This window comes from Pseudomonas sp. H2_D02 (assembly GCF_054677635.1).
Window position 1 is genome coordinate 6,251,288 of sequence record NZ_CP162816.1, and the last position, 23,605, is coordinate 6,274,892.

The 23,605-nt window shown below is 61.1% G+C and carries 20 protein-coding genes and 3 pseudogenes; 12 read left to right on the forward strand and 11 right to left on the reverse strand.

The window, feature by feature from the left end:
- Positions 1-69 precede the first annotated feature (69 nt).
- Positions 70-2,145, reverse strand: a complete 2,076-nt coding sequence (locus AB4N42_RS28550; protein ID WP_198797200.1) for an AsmA family protein — start codon at positions 2,143-2,145, stop codon at positions 70-72.
- A 391-nt stretch (positions 2,146-2,536) separates the two neighbouring features.
- On the opposite strand from AB4N42_RS28550, the gene AB4N42_RS28555 reads away from it, so the two are divergent.
- The 7 genes from AB4N42_RS28555 (at position 2,537) to AB4N42_RS28585 (ending at position 7,843) form a co-directional block, all read left to right on the forward strand.
- Complete coding sequence (locus AB4N42_RS28555; RefSeq protein ID WP_460115677.1) at positions 2,537-3,067, forward strand: hypothetical protein; 531 nt, start codon at positions 2,537-2,539, stop codon at positions 3,065-3,067.
- A 155-nt stretch (positions 3,068-3,222) separates the two neighbouring features.
- Positions 3,223-3,855 (forward strand): TetR family transcriptional regulator, encoded by a 633-nt coding sequence (locus AB4N42_RS28560; protein WP_030140126.1) that lies wholly within the window; start codon positions 3,223-3,225, stop codon positions 3,853-3,855.
- 272 nt (positions 3,856-4,127) lie between these two features.
- Positions 4,128-4,628: an urease accessory protein UreE gene (ureE, locus tag AB4N42_RS28565; RefSeq protein WP_030140127.1), complete on the forward strand. Its 501-nt coding sequence runs from the start codon at positions 4,128-4,130 to the stop codon at positions 4,626-4,628.
- Positions 4,625-5,299, forward strand: a complete 675-nt coding sequence (locus tag AB4N42_RS28570) for an urease accessory protein UreF (protein WP_030140128.1) — start codon at positions 4,625-4,627, stop codon at positions 5,297-5,299. The genes ureE and AB4N42_RS28570 overlap by 4 nt, the downstream gene beginning before the upstream one ends.
- 9 nt (positions 5,300-5,308) lie before the next feature.
- Positions 5,309-5,923, forward strand: a complete 615-nt coding sequence (ureG, locus tag AB4N42_RS28575) for an urease accessory protein UreG (RefSeq protein ID WP_003197309.1) — start codon at positions 5,309-5,311, stop codon at positions 5,921-5,923.
- Between the two features lie 32 nt (positions 5,924-5,955).
- Complete coding sequence (locus AB4N42_RS28580) at positions 5,956-6,528, forward strand: HupE/UreJ family protein (protein WP_198797203.1); 573 nt, start codon at positions 5,956-5,958, stop codon at positions 6,526-6,528.
- 181 nt (positions 6,529-6,709) lie between these two features.
- Positions 6,710-7,843 (forward strand): AGE family epimerase/isomerase, encoded by a 1,134-nt coding sequence (locus AB4N42_RS28585; RefSeq protein ID WP_258648791.1) that lies wholly within the window; start codon positions 6,710-6,712, stop codon positions 7,841-7,843.
- Between the two features lie 137 nt (positions 7,844-7,980).
- Here AB4N42_RS28585 and AB4N42_RS28590 read toward each other — a convergent pair.
- The 8 genes and pseudogenes from AB4N42_RS28590 to amaB all read right to left on the reverse strand — a co-directional run bounded on the left by AB4N42_RS28590 (position 7,981) and on the right by amaB (position 17,913).
- Positions 7,981-8,746, reverse strand: a pseudogene (locus AB4N42_RS28590) (SDR family oxidoreductase).
- 849 nt (positions 8,747-9,595) lie between these two features.
- A complete protein-coding gene (locus AB4N42_RS28595) occupies positions 9,596-10,312 on the reverse strand; it encodes an ABC transporter ATP-binding protein (RefSeq protein ID WP_030140132.1) in 717 nt (238 codons plus the stop codon).
- Positions 10,309-11,181, reverse strand: coding sequence for an ABC transporter ATP-binding protein (locus AB4N42_RS28600; protein WP_030140133.1), 873 nt, complete (start codon positions 11,179-11,181; stop codon positions 10,309-10,311). The genes AB4N42_RS28595 and AB4N42_RS28600 overlap by 4 nt, the downstream gene beginning before the upstream one ends.
- Positions 11,178-12,458, reverse strand: a complete 1,281-nt coding sequence (gene livM / locus AB4N42_RS28605; protein ID WP_030140134.1) for a high-affinity branched-chain amino acid ABC transporter permease LivM — start codon at positions 12,456-12,458, stop codon at positions 11,178-11,180. The genes AB4N42_RS28600 and livM overlap by 4 nt, the downstream gene beginning before the upstream one ends.
- Positions 12,459-12,460: 2 nt before the next feature.
- On the reverse strand, positions 12,461-13,375 hold the full coding sequence (locus tag AB4N42_RS28610) for an ABC transporter permease subunit (protein WP_030140135.1): 915 nt from the start codon (positions 13,373-13,375) through the stop codon (positions 12,461-12,463).
- Positions 13,376-13,538: 163 nt separating this feature from the next.
- On the reverse strand, positions 13,539-14,675 hold the full coding sequence (locus AB4N42_RS28615; protein WP_198797205.1) for an ABC transporter substrate-binding protein: 1,137 nt from the start codon (positions 14,673-14,675) through the stop codon (positions 13,539-13,541).
- A gap of 370 nt (positions 14,676-15,045) precedes the next feature.
- A pseudogene (amaA, locus tag AB4N42_RS28620) lies at positions 15,046-16,330 on the reverse strand (L-pipecolate oxidase).
- A gap of 92 nt (positions 16,331-16,422) precedes the next feature.
- Entirely contained in the window at positions 16,423-17,913 is a 1,491-nt protein-coding gene (gene amaB / locus AB4N42_RS28625) for an L-piperidine-6-carboxylate dehydrogenase (RefSeq protein WP_407684431.1), read from the reverse strand.
- Between the two features lie 180 nt (positions 17,914-18,093).
- On the opposite strand from amaB, the gene AB4N42_RS28630 reads away from it, so the two are divergent.
- The 3 genes from AB4N42_RS28630 (at position 18,094) to nadE (ending at position 21,287) form a co-directional block, all read left to right on the forward strand.
- Positions 18,094-19,002: a LysR family transcriptional regulator gene (locus AB4N42_RS28630; protein ID WP_258648789.1), complete on the forward strand. Its 909-nt coding sequence runs from the start codon at positions 18,094-18,096 to the stop codon at positions 19,000-19,002.
- Positions 19,003-19,228: 226 nt separating this feature from the next.
- On the forward strand, positions 19,229-20,455 hold the full coding sequence (gene pncB / locus AB4N42_RS28635) for a nicotinate phosphoribosyltransferase (RefSeq protein WP_030140140.1): 1,227 nt from the start codon (positions 19,229-19,231) through the stop codon (positions 20,453-20,455).
- A gap of 4 nt (positions 20,456-20,459) precedes the next feature.
- The gene (gene nadE / locus AB4N42_RS28640; protein ID WP_030140141.1) at positions 20,460-21,287 is read left to right on the forward strand and encodes an ammonia-dependent NAD(+) synthetase; all 828 of its coding nucleotides are present in this window, start codon (positions 20,460-20,462) and stop codon (positions 21,285-21,287) included.
- Between the two features lie 184 nt (positions 21,288-21,471).
- On the opposite strand, the pseudogene azu reads toward nadE, so the two are convergent.
- A pseudogene (gene azu, locus AB4N42_RS28645) lies at positions 21,472-21,919 on the reverse strand (azurin).
- A 341-nt stretch (positions 21,920-22,260) separates the two neighbouring features.
- Between azu and AB4N42_RS28650 the strand changes: the two are divergent.
- Positions 22,261-22,848 (forward strand): LOG family protein, encoded by a 588-nt coding sequence (locus AB4N42_RS28650; RefSeq protein WP_217861127.1) that lies wholly within the window; start codon positions 22,261-22,263, stop codon positions 22,846-22,848.
- A gap of 69 nt (positions 22,849-22,917) precedes the next feature.
- Positions 22,918-23,103, forward strand: a complete 186-nt coding sequence (locus AB4N42_RS28655; protein ID WP_198797208.1) for a hypothetical protein — start codon at positions 22,918-22,920, stop codon at positions 23,101-23,103.
- 84 nt (positions 23,104-23,187) lie between these two features.
- On the opposite strand, the gene AB4N42_RS28660 is transcribed toward AB4N42_RS28655, so the two are convergent.
- Positions 23,188-23,565 carry an NUDIX hydrolase gene (locus AB4N42_RS28660; protein WP_030140145.1) on the reverse strand — a complete coding sequence of 126 codons (378 nt, stop codon included), beginning with the start codon at positions 23,563-23,565 and terminating at the stop codon, positions 23,188-23,190.
- Positions 23,566-23,605: the final 40 nt, after the last annotated feature.

Genomic DNA, 23,605 nt, shown 5'->3' on the forward strand with positions numbered 1-23,605 from the left:
ACAGAATGCGGTCCCCTGTGGGAGCGAGCTTGCTCGCGATGAGGCCAGTCGCCTCACCGCGACATTGAGCTACCGGGTAGGTTTGACCGTCACCGGCGCCTTGCCCGCCTTCATCTGCTCAAGCAACGGCGCGCACTGGTTCGGCTCCCCACCGCTGGGCGCCACCAGGGCCAACAGGCCTGCCGCCGGCGCGGCGATGACGCCCAGGGCAACCATCCCGGCACCGCGCAGCATCAGCGGTACGGCCTTTACCCCGGCGGCGGGCTTGGCAAAGGTGCCCCGCACGTACAGCGGCGAGCGCAGGGAAATCAGCCGCCAGCCCTTGGATTCTGGGGTGACGGTCAAGTCCAACCGCTCGGTCGCCATGTTCGCCGTGCCGTCGATATAGATAATCGCGTTCTCGGTGTCGAACACGAACAGGCGCGTGGTTGCCAGGCCGGTCTTGATATCGAAGTCAGCCGCCGCGCAGTTGATCTTTACCTCCTTGTCGCCAAAGATTTTCCCCACCACGTAGTTGCCGACGTTGAGGCCCGCCAGCTCCATCAGCTCGCGGCTGATCGCGCCGTCGTTGATCAACATCTTCAAGCTGCCGTTGGAGGTGCCCAACAACGCCGCCACCGAATTGCCGCGCCCGGAAATATCCGCGTCACCGTTGAGCTCACCGAAACTGGTCTTCATCGGTTCGAAGCCCGGGAACAGCTGCTTGAGCTTGAAGCCACGCGCGGTCAATTTCGCCTGGCCTTCGAGAGGCTGGGTGTGGCCATTGAGGCGGATCTGCGCGTCCAGCCGGCCGCCGGCCACACCAAAGCGCAAGGGCTCGAGGCTCAACTGGCCATCGTTGAGCACCAGGTGCGTGTAGAGATCGGTAAACGGCAACTGCTCGCTGTGGACGATACGCTTGCCGGTAAATTCAACGTCGGCGTCCATCACGCTCCAGCGCTCGGTGCGAAATTCTTCCACCGGCAAGACCTTGTCGGACGGCTGTTTGCTGGCGCCGCCGCGGGCTTTTTGTTCGGCGTTGGAATCCGCGCCGATCAGCGGCGCCAAATCACTGAACAACAATTGGTCGGACACCAGCGCACCGCTGAGTTTTGGCCGGGGCTGGCTGGCGACGTAAGCCAGGTTGCCATGGATGTCACTGTCGCCGATCTTGCCGTTGAACCCCTCATAGCGAAACTGGGCGCCGTCTGGCTCATGGAGCTTGGCGATCAACCGACCGTCCGTGGAATAAGGCGGCGAATCCGGCAGGGTCACGCCCGTCAGCGGATAAAGATTAGCCAGGCTGTTGCCGGCCAGCTTCAAACGCAAGTCCAAGGCGCCGAGATTCTTCGGGTCGGTCAAGGTACCGGCCAGTTCGACGCGGGTGTCGCCGATCTTCGCCTGGGCCTGCAATGGGAACGGCTGCGACGCATCTTGCAGCGCCAGCAAACCGCCGACCTTGCCGGACCCGCCGAGATTCTGCCCGTGGTATTGCCCGTTGACCTTGAAGGCGAAGGCATAGTCCTGTGGCGTCGCCCCTTGTTCCCGAGCTTTGCTGGCGGCTTTCTCGCCCACGATATCGCTGAACGGAATGGGCTTGCCCAACGGATCGATCACCAGCTCGAGACGGGTCTTGAGTGTCTGATCGTCGAGGGTGACGTGGCCCTTGTCGAAGCCGATGGCGCCGATATCCACCACCCAGCTGGACGGTTCGGCGTCCGGGTCCTTTGGATCGAACTGGAATGTCCAATTGGCGCGCCCATCGGCCAGGCGCTGCAGGCTGGCGTCGGGCCCTGTCAGGTCGATACGCGGGATGGCCACGCGCCGGGCCAGCAACGCCAGGGGCGAAATACGCAACTCCACGCGCTTGAGCGTGGCCATCTGCGCAGCTTTCGACCACTCCGGGTTGCCCAGGCTCAAATCCTCCGCCACCACATGGGGCCATGGCACAAAGGCTCGCCAGCCACCCTCCTGCGGTTCGCGCTGCCAAACCACGGCCAGGTTGCCATTGATCGCGAACGGACGATGCAGCTCCTCGGAAACCTTGGCGTTGAGCGTGGGCTTGAGGCGATTCCAATCGAAGAACGCGATGACCAGCACCAGCACGGCCAACAGGGCGACGAGGCAGGCAAAGCCCCAGGCGAAGATTTTTGAGGTGCGCGTCATGCACAAGGCTCCTGAGGCAAATGGGCGTCCGAACCGCGACGCCGGGGATAGCACGAACCTGTGGCCGGCTCGTTGCGGATGATTGTTGGACAGGCAAAACGGCCGACAGGTTTACCATCAAGGGCGACGAACGGCACTAATAAATGCGCAAGAACCTGACCGATTCGACAGCTACCTGTTACCGCCCCCCGCACATTTGCAGGGCACAAGTGAGTACAAACTACCCACTCCGGGGCGAAAACGCTCCTCTGAAAGCCCCGTCCTAGAGCCTTTCCCCAGAACAATCAATTCCGTTGATTATTACCATTGTGTTTATGAACTTTTATATCGACTTATCGAGAGTAGCATTGCCCTCGTACCCACTTTTTAGCCCTCCCAAGGAGCAACGATCATGAAACGCCAATTACTGATGAGCCTGTCCCTTTCACTGCTGGCTTCGACCGCTTTTGCCCTGCCAGCTTCCGAACAAGCCACGCCACAGGTCAAGGACAGCCAGTCTGTCTACAGCCAAACCGTAGCCGAAGGTGGCCGTGACCGCCTGGAGCAAAAAGGCTTGGTCGAAGACGGCTCCGACCGCACCCCACAAGGCCAGACCTTTGCTGCAGATGGCTCCGACCGCACTCCGGGTCAAACCCTGGCCGCTGACGGTTCCGATCGCACTCCCGGTCAAACCCTGGCCGCTGACGGTTCCGATCGCACTCCCGGTCAAACCCTGGCCGCTGACGGTTCCGATCGCACTCCGGGTCAAACCCTGGCCGCTGACGGTTCCGATCGCACTCCCGGTCAAACCCTGGCCGCTGACGGTTCCGATCGCACTCCCGGTCAAACCCTGGCCGCTGACGGTTCCGATCGCACTCCCGGTCAAACCCTGGCCGAAGGCGGTGGTGACCGTGTAATCGAACGTAACAGCACAGTGAGCTGAGCCCATGGTGGCCCAGAAAAAAGCCCGATTCCTCGAATCGGGCTTTTGACTTTTAAAGCGCCTCGTTTCCCGCCCGGCCCCGCCCTACCGTTCGACGACGCCAAAGCCTATTTGCTAGAGTGCATCGGTCCCATGACTCGGAAGTCAGTCCTGCAATGCTGCCTCGCGCCGAACAGAAACAACAAACCCGAAACGCCCTGATGGATGCAGCCCGTCATTTGATGGAGTGCGGCAGGGGCTTCGGCAGCCTGAGCCTGCGCGAAGTCGCCAAGACCGCGGGCATCGTGCCCACCGGCTTCTACCGGCATTTCGACGACATGGACCAACTGGGCCTGGCGCTCGTCTGTGAAGTCGGCCAGACGTTCCGCGAAACCATCCGACTGGTACGCCACAACGAATTTGTCATGGGCGGCATCATTGATGCCTCCGTGCGGATTTTCCTCGACGTGGTCCACGCCAACCGCTCGCAGTTCCTGTTCCTGGCCCGCGAGCAATATGGCGGTTCGCTGCCAGTGCGCCAAGCCATCGCGAGACTGCGCGAGGACATCAGTTCGGACCTGGCCGCCGACCTGGCGCTGATGCCGAAACTGCAGCACCTGGACCTTGCCGGCCTGAACGTGATGGCCGATCTCATCGTGAAAAGCGTTTTCGCCACCTTGCCGGACATCATCGACCCGCCCGCCGAAGCACTTCCCGAACACCTCACGCCCCAGGCGAAGATTACCCAGCAACTGCGGTTCATCTTCATAGGCTTGAAGCACTGGCGCGGATTGGGTAGCACTGAGTAACCCGGATGCGGCCAATGTGGGAGCGAGCTTGCTCGCGATTGCGGTTTGTCAGCAGCATTGAAGGTGACTGATACGGCGCAATCGCGAGCAAGCTCGCTCCCACAAGTTTCTTTGTGAGCGCCGCAAAATGGTGCTCAACATCACGAAGCGCACCATGATGACTCACCAGCCAAGCCATCTTGGAAACGCCACGCCAGCCATTTCCTACATCCCCTTCTATTGGCAAGCCCCTTGCTCTAAACACAGCATTGTTCATGGCTGGAAGCACTCCAATGCTGGTGATTCACCGCAGAATCGACATTCAACCGGGCTGGGACGCCGAGTTGCACCTGACCTTCGATGCCCGCAGTAAAAGCCGCCTGCGCTGTTTCAGTGCCGAGGGAGAAGACGTCGGGCTGTTTCTCGAGCGAGGCCAACCGCCGCTGCATGACGGCGAGTACCTGCAAGCCGAGGATGGGCGCATCGTGCGGGTCTGCGCCCGCCCCGAGCAGTTGCTGCATGTCACCTGCGCCAACGCATTCGAACTGACCCGGGCGGCCTACCACTTGGGCAATCGCCATGTCGCCCTGCAAGTGGGCGATGGCTGGCTGCGCCTGTTGGATGATTACGTGCTCAAGGCGATGCTCGAACAACTGGGCGCCACCGTTGAATCCATCGAGGCCCCGTTCCAGCCGGAACACGGCGCCTATGGCGGCGGCCATCATCATTCCCGGCACGGCGACGAGGACTTCAACTACGCGCCGCGCCTGCATCAATTTGGCGTGCGCACATGAACCCGGCCTGGGCGCTGCTGCGCCTGGCCAGCCCACAATTGCCAATTGGCGGCTACAGCTATTCCCAAGGGCTGGAAATGGCGGTGGATAACGGCCTGATCAAGACGCCCGACGACGCACGCCGCTGGATAAGTGACCAGATGCTGCTGAACCTCGCGCGGTTTGAAGCGCCCTTGCTCCTGGCCCATTGCACCGCAGCCGCGGCGAACAATTGGGACGCGCTGCTAGGACTTTGTGAACAGCACCGTGCCAGCCGGGAAACCCGCGAGCTGTACCAGGAAAGCCGGCAGATGGGCTACTCGTTGCAGCAATTGCTTGCGGGCCTGCCGGAACTCGACAGTGCGGCACGCGATTTTCTCGAGCAGCGCAGCGAACCACACCTGGCCCTGGGCTGGGCACTGGCGGCCCGCGCCTGGAATATCACGCCAGAAGACGCCCTTGCCGCCTGGTTGTGGAGCTGGCTGGAAAACCAACTGGCGGTGCTGATGAAAACCCTGCCCCTGGGCCAGCAAGCCGCCCAGCGCCTGACCAGCGAACTGCTGCCGCTGCTGCAACAAGCCCAGCACATCGCCTCGACTATCGACCCCGACCATTACGGCAGCGCCGCGTTTGGCCTGTCCCTGGCGTGCATGGCCCATGAGCGCCAGTACAGCCGCCTGTTCCGTTCCTAGGAGACACACATGAATACACAACCCTTGCGCGTAGGTATCGGCGGCCCAGTGGGCTCCGGCAAGACCGCGTTGACCCTGGCCCTGTGCCTGGCCCTGCGGGAACGCTACAACCTGGCGGTGGTGACCAACGACATCTATACCCGTGAAGACGCCGACTTCCTGGTGCGCAACGAAGCCTTGGCGCCGGAGCGGATCATCGGCGTGGAAACCGGCGGCTGCCCGCACACGGCGATTCGCGAAGACGCTTCGATCAACCTGGAAGCGGTGGACCAGTTGAACCGGCGCTTCCCCGGCCTGGACCTGATCCTGGTGGAATCCGGTGGCGACAACCTGTCGGCAACCTTCAGCCCCGAGCTGTCCGACCTGACGATCTATGTGATCGACGTCTCGGCCGGCGACAAGCTGCCACGCAAGGGCGGGCCAGGCATCTGCAAGTCCGACCTGCTGGTGATCAACAAGATCGACCTGGCACCGCTGGTGGGGGCGTCCCTGGAGATGATGGACAGCGACACCCGGCGGATGCGCAACGGCAAGCCGTTCGTGTTCAGCAACCAGAAGACCGGCCAGGGCCTGGACGACATCATTGCCTTCATCGAACGCCAGGGCCTGCTGACCGCAGCCTGATTTTTTCCAACGGATAACAAGGAAGCTCATTCATGACATTCAAACGCCTCTTCGGCGCGCTCGCGCTACTGCTCACCCCGGCCCTGGCCTTCGCCCACCCCGGTCATGGCGACAATGGCCTGATTGCCGGCCTCGGCCACCCTATCGGCGGGCTCGACCATTTGCTGGCGATGCTCGCGGTCGGCTTGTGGGCTGCACAACAACAAGGCGCCGCGCGCTGGGCGCTGCCGTGCACCTTCGTCGGCACGATGCTGCTTGGCGGCCTGCTGGGCTTCGAGGGCCTGGACCTGCCAGCGCTGGAAAGCGGCATCGCCGGCTCCGTTCTCGCCTTGGGTCTGGCGGTGGCGCTGGTGGTGCGCCCACCGTTGAGCCTGGCGGTCGGCGCGACGGCGCTGTTTGCGCTGTTCCACGGCGTGGCCCATGGCTTGGAATTGCCGGACATGTCGAGTCCTTGGGCCTACGCCATCGGGTTTGTCGCAGCGACAGCGGCGCTGCATGGCGCCGGCTTCGCGCTGGTGCGGCTGCTGCCACGCGCGGCGGCGCCCTTGGTGCGGTTGGCCGGGGCGGCTTCGGCGGCGACTGGGGTCTGGTTGCTGGCGGGTTGATTCTCTAGCGCCCAGCCGGCCCTCATCGCGAGCAAGCTCGCTCCCACACATTGATCGGTGTGCGCCCCACCCTGTGGGAGCGAGCTTGCTCGCGATGACGGACTTACAGGCGTCATCTCTCTGGAGTCGGTCACTCTGCTACCATGTCGCGCATTCGCCCCCGCTCTGACGACGTCCGCCAATGCCCGATGCTTCCCGCTCCGCCTCTTTGCCTGAACTGACCACCTTGTTCACCACGGTGCGCCAGCATTTTCACGACGTGATCGTGCCAATGTGGCAAGGCCCGGGCTGGAATGCCGAACTGGCGTTGCCCTATGAATCCCTCGATGCGGAACACGCGCCGCTACCGCCCCAGCGCTACCGCGCCATGGCCTGTGCGCGGCAGTTGTATGTGTTCGCCAGCCTGATTGGCGAAGTGCCACGGGCCGAGGAACGGGCAAGCGCACTGTTCCGCTCGCTGCAGCGACATTTCCACGATGCCGAACATGGCGGCTGGTTCTACAGCATCGACCCGCAAGGTGCGCCGCTGGACACCGGCAAAGACCTCTACACCCACGCATTCATCCTGTTCGCCTGCGCCCACTACTGGGGCAAGGTTCGCGAGCCGTTGGTGGAATCGACGTTGAACGCCGCGCTGGAAGTGATCACCCGACGTTTCGCCACTGGCGACGGCCTGTACGAAGCCAGCCTTGGACGAGACTGGTCGACCTGCCAATCCGGCCCCCTGCAGAATCCGCTGATGCACTTGGCTGAAGGCTTCCTTGCGGTCCTTTCGGTGCGCGACGACGCCCATGTCCGCCAAGCCTTGCTGAACCTGTGTGACGCCATGTCCAGGCAGTTCGTGGACCCCGGGCAGAAGGTCATGATGGAAAAACCGCTCAAGGCTGTGGATAACTGGTTCGAGCCGGGCCACCAGTTCGAATGGTATTTCCTGCTGGCGTCATCGCCCTTGTTGCGCGGCGGCAAACTGCACGCGGCGCTGGAGTTCAGCTTCAGCCTTACTGAAGAACAAGGTGTCGATCCGGATTGCGGCGCCGTCTGTGCGATGCTGGGCCTGGCGCCGCAGACAACCCCACGCGACGCCACTCAACGCATCTGGGCCCAGGCGGAATACCTGCGGGCATTGACGTTGCGTTCGGGGAGCGACAGCGCCTTGCTGCGACAGCTGCAAGCGTTGCAGCAGCATTTCCTGCATCCCCGTGGCTGGAATGAATGCCTCGACGCCGATGGCAATGTCAGTCGCCGGGACATGCCTTCGACCACCCCCTATCATCTTCTGACCTGCTATCGCGGCCTGGCCGACTACCTGGCGTAACACGTTCCGTGGCGAGGGAGCTTGCTCCCGCTGGGCCGCGTGGCGGTCCCAAAAAGCTTACGACTGCTTCGCAGCCGAGCGGGAGCAAGCTCCCTCGCCACAACAGCTCATGATTTCCAGCTCAGGTACGTCAGCGGTCAGGCCTTGTTGCGCTCAATGGCGAACCCGGCCCAGGTCTGGCTCACCGGCATCAGCTCCAGGCTGTTGATGTTGATGTGCGCCGGCAGTGTTGAGTACCCAGAAAATCGTATCGGCGATGTCCTGTGGCTGGATCGGCTCCGCGCCCGCGTAAGTCGCGTTGTAGCGCTCCTGGTCGCCGCCAAAGCGCACCAGGGAAAACTCACTCTCGCACAGGCCCGGCTCGATGTTGCTCACCCGCACGCCCGTGCCCTGCAAATCGCAGCGCAGGTTGAGGGAGAACTGCTTGACGAACGCCTTGCTCGCGCCGTACACGTGGCTGCCCGGATACGGGTAGTTGCCGGCAATGGAGCCCAGGTTGACGATCCCGGCCCCACGGCCATGGGCGATCAGGCGCGGCAGCAGCAGGCGCGTGCTGTAGATCAGGCCTTTGACGTTGGTATCGACCATGGTGTCCCAATCGTCGAGGTCGCACTTGGGCGCCGGGTCGACGCCCAAGGCCAGGCCCGCATTGTTGATCAGCCCGCGCAGTTTGGCGAAGGATGGCGGCAGGTTGGCGATGGCCTCTTCCATGGCCTTGCGATCCCGCACATCCAATACCAGGCCATGGACTTCGGTCTGCTTCGACAGCTCGGCACAGAGGGCATCGAGGCGCTCTTCACGACGGCCGGTCAGCACCAGCTTCCAACCCGCCTCGGCAAAACGACGGGCACAGGCCTCACCAAAACCGGACGTCGCGCCAGTGATAAACAGGGTGTCAGACATCGTGTTCTCCTTGCTTGGGCTTCAAACAGCCATTGAATGGAAATCGGCCCACAGCATGCCCGGCCTGGCCCGCCAGGGGCAAGGCTTGATCAATCGCTTTAGCGCCTTGCTGTTCAAAAAACGATCAACCAGGGCCAGGCCTTGCCCAGCAAGGGCCGCAGCGGATTGCCCGCACGTTATCCACAGGCACGTCCACAGTAATCGGGGGCAACTGCAAATGCTGGAAGCCGCTGTGCATAAGGCTTTGCGGCGGTTTTGGAAAGTTTTTTCGCTTGACCTGGCAAGTAAGGTTGTGCGGCACGAGTTATCTGCTATAAGCCTGCGCTCAATGCTAGATGGCTCCAAGCCAGTAAAGACGGCACTCAGCGAGGTCTTTCCAGAGTTTAATCACAGACTTATCCACAGCCCTGCCCGCAGACTTTCAATCCCATTTCCCTGCTCATAAAACTGTTGACAACAGCTACTCTCGCTTGACCAAAAACACCTGATCAAAAAACGATCACAGCCTTGAAAGCCACGTATTCAAAGGCCTCCAGCCAGCTACTCCCACGTTATTCACAGCCAGCTCCACAGCAAACGGGGACAAGTCAAAACCGTGACAAAACAACTATTTGCGGCGACTTTATGTCGCGGTTTCGCAGCGGCTCAGGATTGTTGTCCACAATTCCTGAAACCTACAAATTTCACTGTGGGAGCGAGCCTGCTCGCGAAGGCGGCGTATCAGATACATGAATGTCGACTGATCCACTGCCTTCGCGAGCAGGCTCGCTCCCACAGGGGACTATGGTGTTCTGGAGAGATAAAAAAACCGGCGATCACTCGCCGGTTTTTTTCATTGCAAAAGCCGCCTCAATGCCCGCCCAGGTACGCGTTACGCACCTCTTCGTTGGCCAGCAGTTCCTTGCCGGTGCCGGTCAGGCGGATTTCGCCGTTGACCATCACATAGGCCCGATCCGACAACTTGAGCGCATGGTTGGCGTTCTGCTCCACCAGGAAGATAGTCATCCCGGTGGACGCCAGTTCACGCAGGGTCGCGAAGATCTGCTTCACCACGATCGGCGCCAGCCCCAGGCTTGGCTCATCGAGCAGCAGCAACTTCGGCCGGCTCATCAACGCCCGGGCAATGGCGAGCATCTGCTGCTCGCCGCCGGACATGGTCATGGCCCGCTGGTTGCGTCGTTCCTTGAGGCGTGGGAACAATTCGAACATGCGCTGCATGTCTTCGTTGGCGTATTTGTCACCGATGGGAATGGTGCCCATCAGCAGGTTTTCCTCGACCGTCATGTCCGGGAATACCCGCCGCCCTTCCGGCGATTGCGCGATGCCGTTGGAGGCAATGTAGTGCGACGATTTGTGGGTAATGTCCACGCCCTGGTAGATGATCTGCCCGCCCGCCGCCCGCGGCTGGCCGAAGATCGACATCAACAGCGTGGATTTGCCGGCGCCGTTGGAGCCGATCAGGCTTACGGTCTCGCCTTCGCCAATGTGCATCGAGACTTTCTTCAGGGCCTGGATCGGCCCGTAGAACACGTCCAGCTCCTTGAGTTCGAGGATAGGTCCACTCATACCAGTTCCTCTTCATCGGCACCCAGGTAAGCCGCGATCACCTTCGGATCGTTGCGAATCGCCTCGGGACCGCCCTCGGCGATCACGTTGCCGTGGTCCAGCACCACGATGTGGTCGGAAATGCTCATTACCATGCCCATGTCGTGTTCGATCAGCACCACGGTCAGATCATGCTCGTCGCGCAGCAGCCGGATCATCGCGCTCAGCGCTTCGGTTTCCTGAGGGTTGAGGCCAGCCGCTGGTTCGTCGAGGCAGATGATCTGCGGACGGGTGCACATCGCCCGGGCGATTTCCAGACGGCGTTGCTGACCGTAGGAAAGCTCCCCGGCCAAGCGGTTGGCGCAATCCACCAGGTCCACCACCTCCAACCAATAAAAGGCATGGTCGAGGGCATCGCTTTCCGCCTTGCGGTAGCCCTTGGTATTGAGGATGCCCGCCACCAGGCTGCGGTTGACCCACATGTGCTGGGCCACCAGCAAGTTCTCCAGCACCGACATTTCCTTGAACAGGCGAATGTTCTGGAAGGTGCGCGCCAAACCGGCGCGATTCACCAGGTGGGTGCCACCGAACATTTTGTAGTACAGCCGGCTGGCAAAGGACCTCGGCGAGACGAAGTCGGTCGGGCGAAACGCTTCGCCCAGCAGCTTGATCACGTTGGTCTGTTCGCCACGCACGTTGAGCTCGATCTTGCCGCCCGAGGCCTTGTAGAAACCGGTCAGGCAGTTGAACACCGTGGTCTTGCCCGCACCGTTGGGGCCGATCAGGGCGAAGATCGAGTTGCGCTTGACCTGCAGGCTGACATCGCTGAGGGCCTTGATGCCACCGAACTGCATCATCAGGTTTTCAACTTTGAGTACGACTTCGCTCATGGCGCTACCCCCTTGCGCGGCGTCACACCGGTACGGCTGATACGGATCAAGCCGCGTGGGCGCCAGATCATCATCAACACCATCAACACGCCGAACAGCAGCACCCGGTATTCAGAGAAGCTGCGCAAAAGCTCCGGTGCCACGGTGAGCACAAACGCGGCAATCACCACGCCGACCGTCGAGCCCATGCCGCCCAGCACCACGATCGCCAAGATCAACGCCGACTCGAAGAAGGTGAACGAAGACGGGTTGACGAAGCCCTGATAACTGGCGAAGAACACCCCGGCCAGGCCAGCCGTGGACGCGCCGATGGTAAAGGCCGAGAGCTTGACCAGCACATGGTTCAGGCCCATGGAGCGGCAGGCGATCTCATCTTCGCGCAAGGCTTCCCAGGCGCGACCGACCGGCATGCGAGTAAGGCGATGCTTGATATAGAGCACCAGCAGCACGGTGATGAACAGCACAATGTAGATGAACAGGAATTTGATGTTGGGGTTGTAGTCGAGGCCGAAGAACTCATGGAACGGCACCCCGCCGTCCTTCGCGCGCCTGCCGAATTCCAGGCCCATGAATGTTGGCGAAGGCACCGGCATGCCATTCGGCCCGCCGGTGAACGACAGCCAGTTGTTCAGCACCAGCCGGATGATCTCGCCGAAGCCCAGGGTCACGATGGCCAGGTAGTCACCGTGCATTCGCAACACCGGGAAGCCCAATATGCACCCGGCCATCGCCGCTGCGATGGCCGCCAATGGCAATACGGTCCAGAAACCCAGGCCCAGGTATTGGTAGCCCAGCGCAAGACCATAGGCACCGATGGCATAGAACGCCACATAACCCAGGTCGAGCAGCCCGGCCAGGCCGACCACGATGTTCAAGCCCAGGCCGAGCAGCACGTAGATCAGTCCGAGGATGACCACCGTGAGCACGTACTTGTTGGCGAAGAACGGAAACACGATGGCAATCACGATGAGCGCCGGGATGATCCAGCGCAGCCGCGACTTGTAGTCCGGTGGCAGCACATGCACGCCGGATCCGGTGCTCTCGAACCCCTGGAGAATCTTCAGTCCCTTGGGGGTCTGCAGGAACAGGCTCAGGGCAAAGCGCCCGACCATCACGATCGCCACCAGCCAGCCCACGCGGGCCGGTTGCAGGTTGAAACTGTAGCCGTCGAGCACGACGCCGACGATCGGCCCGAACACGATCAGCGAGATCAAGCCGGCCAGGATCGCGTCGATGACACTCTTTTTGATATCAAGCGGTTTATTGGCAGCAGACATACTTACACCTTCGCCACGAGTGGGCGACCCAACAGGCCTTGGGGACGGAAAATCAGAATCAGCACCAGCAGCGAGAAACTGAACACGTCTTTGTAGTCGGAGTTGATCAGACCGGCGAACAGCGACTCGGAGATCCCGAGGATGATCCCGCCGAGCATCGCCCCAGGCAGGGAGCCGATGCCGCCGAGTACCGCCGCGGTGAACGCCTTGATGCCAATGATGAAACCGGCATAGAAGTCGAACGTGCCGTAGTTCATGGTGATCAGCACACCGGCGAGGGCCGCCATGGCTGCACCGATGATGAACACGTAGGAAATCACCCGGTCGGTGTTGATCCCCAGGATCGAGGCCATCTTGCGGTCTTGCTGGGTGGCGCGGCACATGCGGCCGAGCTTGGTGTACTTGATGATGTAGGTCAGCAGCGCCATGCCGGCGAATGCGGCGACCAGGATGAAGATCTTGGTGTAGGTGAGCTGTACGAAACCGCTGCCGATGTCGACGCGCATGGCGCCTTCAAGCAGCGTTGGTACACCCTGCTGGCGGGCGCCCTGGCTGATCTGTGCGTAGTTCTGCAGGATCAGCGAGATGCCGATGGCGCTGATCAGCGGTGCCAGGCGGGTTGAGTTGCGCAGGGGTTTGTAGGCGACGCGTTCGATGACCCAGCCGTATACCCCGGTGACCACGACCGTGAACACGAGGGTGCCGAGGATCATTAGCGGAAAGGATTCAATACCGAAGTAAGCCAGCAGAGCCAGACTGATTGCCGCGAGGTAAGCGGAAATCATGTAAACCTCGCCGTGGGCGAAGTTGATCATGCCGATGATGCCGTAGACCATTGTGTAGCCGATGGCGATCAGACCATAGACCGACCCGAGGGTCAGGCCATTGATCAGTTGCTGCAGGAAAATACCATCCATAACGCAATCTCACGCAGTGAGAACCTGCACACCCAAGGGCGCGCGGTTCTTCTAAGGAAAATACAGATTTACGTCGGAGCAATGTCAGGCGCGACCGGCACGCGCCCCTGGGAAACCGGGAAATGCCCGGCCTCCAGAGGGGCTTGGACGGTCGCTTCAGCCCTTACTTCTGTTTTTCCAACTGGTGGTATTTGCCTTCCTTGTCCCACTGGTAGACCACGTAGTCGGAGACTTTCAGGTCGCCCTTGGCATCCCAGGTTTTTTCGCCCATGACGGTTTTCACCGGGTTGGCTTTCAGCCACTTGGCAGCGTCTTCGCCCTTGTTGGACTTGGCGCCGTTGAAGCCGGCGGCCAGGGCCTGGACCGACGCGTAGGCGTACAGGGTGTAGCCTTCAGGCTCGACGCCCTGGGCACGGAACGCGTCCACCACAGCCTTGCTGTCCGGCAGCAGGCGTGGGTCGGCGCCGAAGGTCATGTACACGCCATCGACGTATTGCGCGCCGCCAGCGGTGGTGACCAGTTCGTCGGTGACGATGCCGTCATCGGACATGAACTTCACGTCCTTGAGGCCTTGCTCGCGCAACTGGCGAACCAGCGGGCCGGCTTCCGGATGCAGGCCGCCGAAGTAGACCACGTCGGCACCGGCCGAGCGGATCTTGGTGACCACTGCGCTGAAGTCTTTTTCGCCACGGGTCAGGCCTTCGTACAACACCGGGTTCACGCCGCGCTTGGCCAGTTGTGCCTTGGTGGCATCCGCCAGGCCTTGGCCGTAGGTGTCCTTGTCGTGCAGCACGACGACTTTCTTGCCCTTGAGCACGTCGACGATGTAGTCGCCAGCCACGATGCCTTGCTGGTCGTCACGACCGCACATGCGGAACATCGCGCTCAGGCCACGCTCGGTCACGGCCGGGTTGGTCGAACCGGGGGTCATGGCAATGATGCCGGCTTCGTCATAGACCTCGGAGGCCGGGATGGTGTTGGACGAGCAGAAGTGCCCAACCACACCGATTACCTTGTCCTGGTCAACCAGGCGGTTGGCCACGGCCACGGCCTGCTTGGGTTCGCAGGCATCGTCACCGGCAACCAGTACAATCTTCTCACCGTTGATGCCGCCCGCTTTGTTGATGACATCGGCCGCTGCCTGCGCACCTTTCATGTACTGCTCGCCAAACGCAGCGTTGGCGCCGGTCATCGGCCCCGCCACACCCAATTTCACATCAGCTTGAGCAAACGCAGAAACACCCAGCGCAGTTGCCACTGCGAGGGCCAGGAAACCTTTCTTGTAAAACGTCTGGGACATGAGGTGGTGCTCCAAGGTTTTTTTTAGTTGGCACTGCGACTTCACTTCACTGAAAAGCTCAGAGCAAGGGCCGTGCCATCGGTTTTTTATTCTTAAAAAAGTCGCTGCTTTATTGTTATTTCGACTGTTTCGGGCCCTTTTTCACAGGGCGTGCAACCGTCTAAACCGCACGAGGTGCAACCTTATTTACAAGTAGGTGAAACCCTCCATGAGCCATCATTGCAACCGCCGCGCGAAACGGCGTGCAACCACTGTGTAACATCCTGCGTCACCGAACTGCACACTGTCGGTGCAGGGCTGCTACAACCCGCACCATAACAGGCTAGACGCTGGGCGGGAAAACGCCGCAGACCGTAACACTTTTCAACAATCAGATGACGATCCGCAAGCACTGGCCCGCGTGATACAGCGAAAAGCCGGCCTCATAGAGGCAACTGCGCAAGCCAACCCCGACCAAAGGCTGCATGGGCGCGAAGGGAATCGGCAAGGCCTTGGCGTCGCCATGGCACAGGTAATCGGCAAAGGCCTTGCCGACCACGGTGCCGGTGGTCACTCCCCGGCCGTTGTAGCCAGTAACGGCCACTAGGCCGGGCGCCGGCTCGAACAGGCGCATCAGGTGATCGGGGGTAAAGGCAATGCAACCGGTCCAGGTGCATTCCCACTCCACCGACTTGAGATAAGGGAAATAGTGCTGCTGCACCCGATCGGCCCAAGCCTTGAGGAACCAGGTGGGCTTGCGATTGCCGTTGCCCAGGCTGCCCAGCAGCAAACGACCGTCCTTGTCCCGGCGAATGCTGCTCAACACCTGGCGGGTGTCCCAGGAGCCCTGCCCGCCCGGCAGGATGCGGCGGGCGGCCTCGTCGTCCAGCGGCACCGAGGCAACCTGGTAGTAATAGCCGGGGAAGAAGTTACGCCGCAGTTCGGTCCAGTCGCCCTCGGTGTAGGCGTTGGAGGCGACCACGACTTGCTCGGCCAGCACCGAACCCTCGGCGGTCTGCACCGACCAGCGTTGGCCTTGGCGTTCCAGCCGCGTGACAGGCGAGTGATCGAACATCTGGGCGCCATGATCCTTGGCAGCCTTGGCCAATCCACTGGCATAGGCCATCGGATTGAGCGTGCCGGCCCGTCGGTCAAGCAGCGCGGCGGCGATCTTGTCGGTGCCGGTGGCATCGGCACAGGCTTGACCCGTGAGCAATTCAACCGGGGCGCCACGGCGTTTCCACTGTTCCTCGCGGCTGCGCAGGTCCGCCTCGCCCCGGGCGTTATGGGCCATGTGCAAGGTGCCTTCGCGGCGCAGTTGGCAATCGATGTCGTACTTGTCGACGAGGCTGAAAACCAACAGCCGGCGCGGCGCCCAGCATACGGTTGAGTTGGCTGCCCACCGCCTCGCCGAACCCGGCTTCAATGTCGTCCGGCGGGATCCACATCCCGGCGTTCACCAGCCCGACGTTGCGCCCCGACCCACCGTGCCCGGCCCGATGCGCCTCCACCACCGCGACACGCTTGCCCTGCTCCAGCAAATGCACCGCCGCCGACAGCCCGGTGAAGCCGGCGCCGATGATGCAGACATCCACCGTGACCTCGCCGGTGAGCGCAGCGTTTTCAGGCCTTTGTGGCGTCAGTTTTTCCCACAGACATTCTTCGCGTAACGGCATTGCCAGCTCCTGGTCAGGAGCAGCTGCAAGGGGCAAGCCACAAGCTGCAAGCTGATTTTGCTTGAGGCTTGCAGCTTGTGGCCTGAAGCTGCTTAATCGAAAGTAATCCCCTGCGCCAAAGGCAACTCCAGCGAGTAGTTCACGGTGTTGGTCTGGCGGCGCATGTAGCCGCGCCATGCATCGGAGCCGGATTCGCGACCGCCGCCTGTTTCCTTTTCGCCACCGAAGGCACCACCGATTTCCGCGCCGCTCGGGCCGATGTTGACGTTGGCGATGCCGCAGTCGCTGCCCACCGCCGACATGAACTGCTCGGCTTCACGCACGTCGGTGGTGAAGATGCATGACGACAGGCCTTGGGGCACGGAGTTGTTCAGGTGCAGCGCTTCGGCGAAATCCTTGTAGCCGACCACATAAAGGATCGGCGCGAAGGTTTCGTGGCGCACCACGTCGCTCTGCTCCGGCATCTCGACGATGGCGGGCGAGACGTAATAGGCATTCGGGAACTGGGCTTCGAGCTGGCGTTTACCACCGAACACCCGCCCGCCCTCGCTCAGCGCCTGCTCCAGCGCGTCCTGCATGTTCTCGTAGCTTTGCTTGTCGATCAGCGGCCCCACCAGGTTGCCTTCCAGTGGATGACCGATGCGCACCTTGGAATAGGCGGCCTTGAGGCGGGTGACGATTTCTTCCTTCACCGACTCATGGGCGATCAGCCGGCGCAAAGTGGTGCAACGCTGCCCGGCAGTGCCGACGGCGCTGAACAGGATGGCGCGCACGGCCATGTCCAGGTCAGCGCTCGGGGCCAGGATCATGGCGTTGTTACCGCCCAGCTCGAGGATGCTGCGGGCGAAACGCGCCGCGACTTTCGGCGCCACTTCGCGCCCCATGCGAGTACTGCCGGTGGCGCTGATCAACGCCACGCGCGGGTCGTCGACCAAGGCTTCGCCGGCATCGCGGCCGCCGATGATCACTTGGCTCAGGTACGGCGGCGCATCACTGAAATTGTTCAGCACGCGCTCGAACAGCGCCTGGCACGCCAGGGCGGTCAGCGGCGTCTTTTCCGAAGGCTTCCAGATCACCGAGTTGCCGCAGACCAGGGCCAGCGTGGTGTTCCAGGCCCAGACCGCCACAGGGAAATTGAAGGCGCTGATCACACCGACCACGCCCAACGGGTGCCAGGTTTCACGCATGTGATGCCCAGGACGTTCGGACGCGATGGTCAGGCCGTATAACTGGCGCGACAGGCCGACGGCGAAATCGCAGATGTCGATCATCTCCTGCACTTCGCCCAGGCCTTCCTGGGTGATCTTGCCCGCTTCCCACGACACCAGCTCGCCGAGGTCGGCCTTGTATTCACGCAGCAGGTCGCCGAACTGGCGCACCAACTCGCCACGACGGGGCGCCGGCACCTTGCGCCACAGGTCGAACGCATGCTCGGCCCGACTGACCTGCTGCTCGACTTCAGCAGCGCCTTCCCAGCTCACCGCACCGATGCGACTGCCATCGATGGGCGAATGCACAGGCTGTGTGCCGTTCTGGTACAGGGCCGGGGCGACGCCGAGACGATCAAGCAATGCAGCAATCATGGGGAAATTCCTCAAGCGAAAGACAATGGGTTGGCAGCCGGATGAACACGGCTGATCAGACCTGTAGTTGTAGCTGGCCCGAGACTTGCCAACAAACGACCTTTAAGCGAGATATCATTCCGTTTATTCATGCTGACCTGATCACGGGACAAGCAGAGCGACCAGAACCAAGGCCCCGTCATGCTCAATAAACGTTATTTGCCGTCGATTACAGCATTGCAGTGCTTCGAAGCAGTGACCCGCCACCTGAGCTTCACCCGCGCCGCCGAAGAGCTGAACTTGACCCAGAGCGCCGTCAGCAAACAGGTCGCGCAGCTGGAAGAGCTACTGCAGCACCTGCTGTTCCGGCGCGTGCGTCGACGCTTGCAGCTGACGCCTGCTGGGGATCTGTATTTGGGCGAAGTACGAAAAATCCTCACCCAAGTGGAGATGTCGACTCATTACTTGCGATCCTACGGAGGCGACACCGAAGTACTACGAGTCTCCACGCCGCCGACATTTGGAGCCCGCTGGCTGGTCCCTCGCCTCAAGGGTTGGCGCCTGCGTCATCCGAGCATTCACTTGGATCTCTGCAGCGAGCAGGAGGCCGACGACTTGCAGCAGGGGCGCAGCGACCTGGCGTTCTATTTCGGCCAGGCCTCACGGCCCGGGACTGAGTCCTTGAAGCTGTTCGGCGAAGAACTGGTGCCCGTCTGCGCACCGGGCAGCCTGCCGGAGCAGCCTTTCACCGATCCTACGCAACTGGCCGACCTGGTCCTGTTGCAAAACGCCTCGCGACCCCAGGCCTGGCACGACTGGTTCGATGACCAGGGCTACCACACCGAACACAGCTACCATGGGCCGCGCTTCGAAACCTTTTACATGTGCATCCGCGCCGCCCAGGTCGGCTGCGGCGTTGCGTTGCTGCCGAGGTTCCTGGTGGAGGAAGAACTGGCCGACGGAAAACTGGTCATCCCCTGGCAACATGCGATGCCCAGCACCAACGCCTATTACCTGGCGTATCCGGAACATTCGGCGGAGGTGCCCAAGGTGCGGCTGTTCGTGGAGTGGATGCTTGAGCAGATTGAAGGTGCTAGCACAGCCGCCTAGCCGCTGCGATGCGGCCTTGTGGCGAGGGGATTTATCCCCGCTGGACTGCGCAGCAGTCCCAGAGAAAGATGGGACGCTACGCGTCCAGCGGGGATAAATCCCCTCGCCACAAAGCCTGTGAGGCAAAAAACACTGGCAATACCTATGAGGGTTATGCGCCACTAGCCCTTTCACCATGAACTGCCGTGCCGCTGCCGCCGCAGCTACTTGTCTGGAGATTGCCGTTATGAGCGAGAGCGTGTTTGCCGATCGCATCGTGCAGAACCTGCTCGACACCGACTTCTACAAACTGACGATGATGCAGGCGGTGCTGCATAACTACCCTAACGTCGAAGTGGAATGGGAGTTTCGTTGCCGTAATAGCGAGGACCTGCGTCCGTACCTGGCGGAGATCCGCTTCCAGATCGAGCGCCTGGCCGAGCTGAGCCTGAGTGCAGACCAGTTGAGCTTCCTGGAGCGCATCAGCTTCATGAAACCGGATTTCCTGCGTTTCCTGGGCCTGTTTCGTTTCAACCTGCGCTACGTGCACACCGGCATCGAAAACGGTGAGTTGTTCATCCGTCTGCGCGGGCCGTGGTTGCATGTGATCCTGTTCGAAGTGCCATTGCTGTCCATCGTCAGCGAGGTGCGCAACCGCTATCGCTACCGTGAAATCGTGCTGGAGCAGGCGCGGGAACAGCTTTATCGCAAGTTCGACTGGCTGAGCGCCAACGCCAGCGCCGATGAACTATCCGAGCTACAAGTGGCCGACTTCGGTACCCGCCGTCGGTTCTCCTACCGAACCCAGGAAGAAGTGGTGAACGTGCTCAAGCACGACTTCCCCGGACGCTTCGTCGGCACCAGCAACGTGCATCTGTCCCGGGAGCTGGACATGAAACCCCTGGGTACCATGGCCCACGAGTGGATCATGGCCCATCAGCAACTGGGCCCTCGGCTGATCGACAGCCAGATCGCCGCGCTCGACTGCTGGGTCCGCGAATACCGAGGCCTGCTGGGCATCGCACTGACCGATTGCATCACCATGGACGCCTTCCTCAAGGACTTCGATCTGTTCTTCGCCAAGCTGTTCGACGGCTTGCGCCATGACTCGGGCGACCCGGTGATCTGGGCGGAAAAAGCCATCGCCCACTATCACCAGTTGGGCATCGACCCGATGAGCAAGACCCTGGTGTTCTCCGACAGCCTGACATTGCCCAAATGCCTGGAGATTTTTCGGGCGTTGCGTGGTCGCATTAATGTGAGCTTCGGTATCGGGACCAACCTGACCTGCGACATTCCAGGCGTGGAGCCTATGAGCATCGTGCTTAAAATGATCAGCTGTGACGGGCAACCCGTGGCCAAGATTTCAGACGAGCCCGGCAAGACCCACTGCAAGGACCCGAATTTCGTCGCCTATATGCGACATGTTTTCCAAGTACCTGCCGCCCTTACTGGCACATCAAGCAAGGAGTGAATTCATGCAAGCCGTACAGCGTGAGATAGCTGAACAGCTCAACGTCCAGCCACCGTTCGCCGATGACGCCGCCCTCAAGGCCGAAGTCGCTCGCCGGGTGAGCTTCATCCAGGATTGCCTCGTCAATTCAGGGCTCAAGAGCCTGGTGCTGGGTATCAGCGGCGGCGTTGATTCGTTGACCGCAGGCCTGTTGGCCCAACGTGCCGTGCGTGAGCTGCGGGAGAAAACCGGCAACGCGGCGTACAAGTTCATCGCCGTGCGCCTGCCGTATGAAACGCAGTTCGACGAGCACGAAGCCCAGGCTTGTGTCGATTTCATCGAGCCGGATGAGCGCCACACGGTAAACATCGGCCCGGCGGTCAAGGCGCTGGCCAAGGAAGTCCTCGCATTCGAAGGCAAGGGGCCCGGCTCGCGGGATTTCGTGCTGGGCAATACCAAGGCGCGGATGCGCATGGTGGCGCAATACACCATCGCCGGCGCCGAGCAAGGCCTGGTGATCGGCACCGACCATGCGGCTGAAGCGGTCATGGGTTTCTTCACCAAGTTCGGTGACGGCGCCTGCGACCTGGCCCCGCTGAGCGGGCTGGTGAAAAACCAGGTTCGGGCCATTGCCCGTGACTTTGGCGCGCCAGAATCATTGGTGGAAAAAGTCCCCACCGCCGACCTCGAAGACTTGTCGCCGGGCAAGCCGGACGAAGCTGCCCATGGCGTGACCTACGGCGAGATCGACGCGTTCCTGCACGGCCAACCGATCCGCGAAGAAGCCGCGAAGATTATTTGCGACACCTATCGCAAGACCGAGCACAAGCGCGTGATGCCGTACGCGCCGTAATCACCGCGACGGTGTGACAATCCCTGTGGGAGCGAGCCCGCTCGCGAAGGCGTCGCATCAGCGACATCATTGCTGACTGACACACCGCTTTCGCGAGCAGGCTCGCTCCCACAGGGGTCGATTTTTTGCCTGGTATGAAAAAAGCGCCCTGCATGGGGGCGCTTTTTTTGTGCCTGAAAATTGATTACTTCAGGGTAACCGTGCCTTTCATCATCGAGATATGGCCTGGGAACGAGCAGAAGAAACCGTACTTCTCGGAAGCGCTGAGTTTCGACACGTCGAAGGTCACCGAATCTTTCTCGCCAGGCACCGATAATCTTGGTGTGGGCAATGATGCGGGCATCGCCTTCCTTGAGGTAGTTCTTGTCGATACCAGCGCCCAGGCCATCGGTGGCAATCGGCTGCATGTCAGCCTCTTTGCTCAGCACCCAGTTATGGCCCATGACATTCTTCGGCAAGCTGCCGGAGTGAGTCAGCTCAACGGTGAAGGTCTTGCAGCTCTTGTCGATCTCGATGGCCTTGGTGCTGAAGGACATCTGGTCGGTCGAATCGATGGTGGTCGTGCACTCCGCTGCCATCAGTTGGCTGCTAGCCAGCGTCAACAGGGATACTGCTACAAGTTTGGCGAACATCATGAATCTCCAAGGCATGGTTAACAAAATTCCGTCAAAGGGGAAGACTGCCTGATTTTCCGACAAGTTCCTATGACCTGTGTCAAAGATTGTATACAACTTAAGCCTATCAGCCTGATGGACAGAATCAACCAGCCATAAGTATGACGCGCCCCTATGATCAGCCCCATCACCTACTGGAGCGATCGTCATGAACTTCAACAGCCTGTTGTGCAGCTTGCTTGCCGCCTACGCCTGCGGCGCCAGCGGCACCTATGAAAAACCCCGCCGCGAGGTTTGATTTCCTTGCGCATTAGCGGGCAGGCTTTACTCTGGACCGGTTACCGACCATGGAGTAAAGCATGTCCATCGCCTCTGTTTGTGTATTTTGCGGCGCCAGCACCGGCAGCCACCCAGCTTATCGCGAAGCCGCCCAGGCCCTGGGGCGGGTGTTGGCGGAACGAAAGCTGACCCTGGTCTATGGCGGTGGCGCGGTGGGCCTGATGGGTATCGTCGCCGATGCGGCCCTCGCGGCGGGCGGCGAAGTGATTGGCATCATCCCGCAGAGCCTGAAGGACAAGGAAATCGGCCACAGTGGCCTGACGCGCCTGGAAGTGGTGGACGGCATGCACGCGCGCAAGGCCCGCATGGCCGAACTCAGCGACGCCTTCATCGCCCTGCCTGGCGGCCTCGGCACCTTGGAAGAACTGTTCGAAGTCTGGACCTGGGGCCAGCTCGGCTACCACGGCAAACCGCTGGGTCTGTTGGAAGTGAACGGCTTCTACAGCAAGCTCACCGGCTTTCTGGATCATATCGTCGGCGAGGGTTTCATCCGTGCGCCCCATCGTGACATGCTGCAAGTGAGCGACTCACCGCAAAACCTGCTCGACGCGCTGGACGAATGGCAGCCATCGATCCAGCCGAAGTGGGCCGAACAAAAACCCAACTAACGTCTCGACCCCGATACAGGGCAGAATACGCGCCGCTCAAACCTCACCTTCGACCCCAGAGGATCGCCCATGGCCAAACCCAATTATTCCTTCGCCAAACGTCAGAGAGACTTGGCCAAGGAGCAGAAGAAAGAGGAAAAGCTCCAGCGCAAGAAAGCCAGCGCAGAAGAAGCAGCACTGAACCCGGATGCCGAAGGCGACGTGGCGGCAGAAGCTGATGTCGATGCACCGAAAGATCAGGCACCCGACGCCTGAAATCCCCACTTGGACCGATGATCGATCCGGTCCAACGGTTTGTGTCCAGGGCTGGCAGCCTCGCTGCCGGCCCTTGCAAACCCCCTATATCCCCAACGCCTTGACGATCGACAACCGATAGCCTTCAGGCAAATTGGCCGGCAATCGCCCCGGTTCGAACATCCCGATCTCCTTGTGCTCGTGACTGATCACCGGCACGAAACCGCCCAGCAATTGGCAGCGGTAGGTGGAGATGAAAACGTGCTTGCCTGGGATCACCTCGAACAGATACGAATCCAGTGGCTCTCCTACGCTGACCTCGACCGCCAGTTCCTCGGCAATCTCCCGGGCCAGGCATTGCGGCGCCGTTTCACCCAGTTCGATCCGCCCGCCGGGCAGTTCCCATTCGTCCCGCTCGTTGAGCATCAGCACAACCAGGCCTTCTGGGGATTGCAGCACACCTTTGATCGATACCGGGAACATGGGTAAACCTCATTCATCCATGTGACACATAACCTGTGGG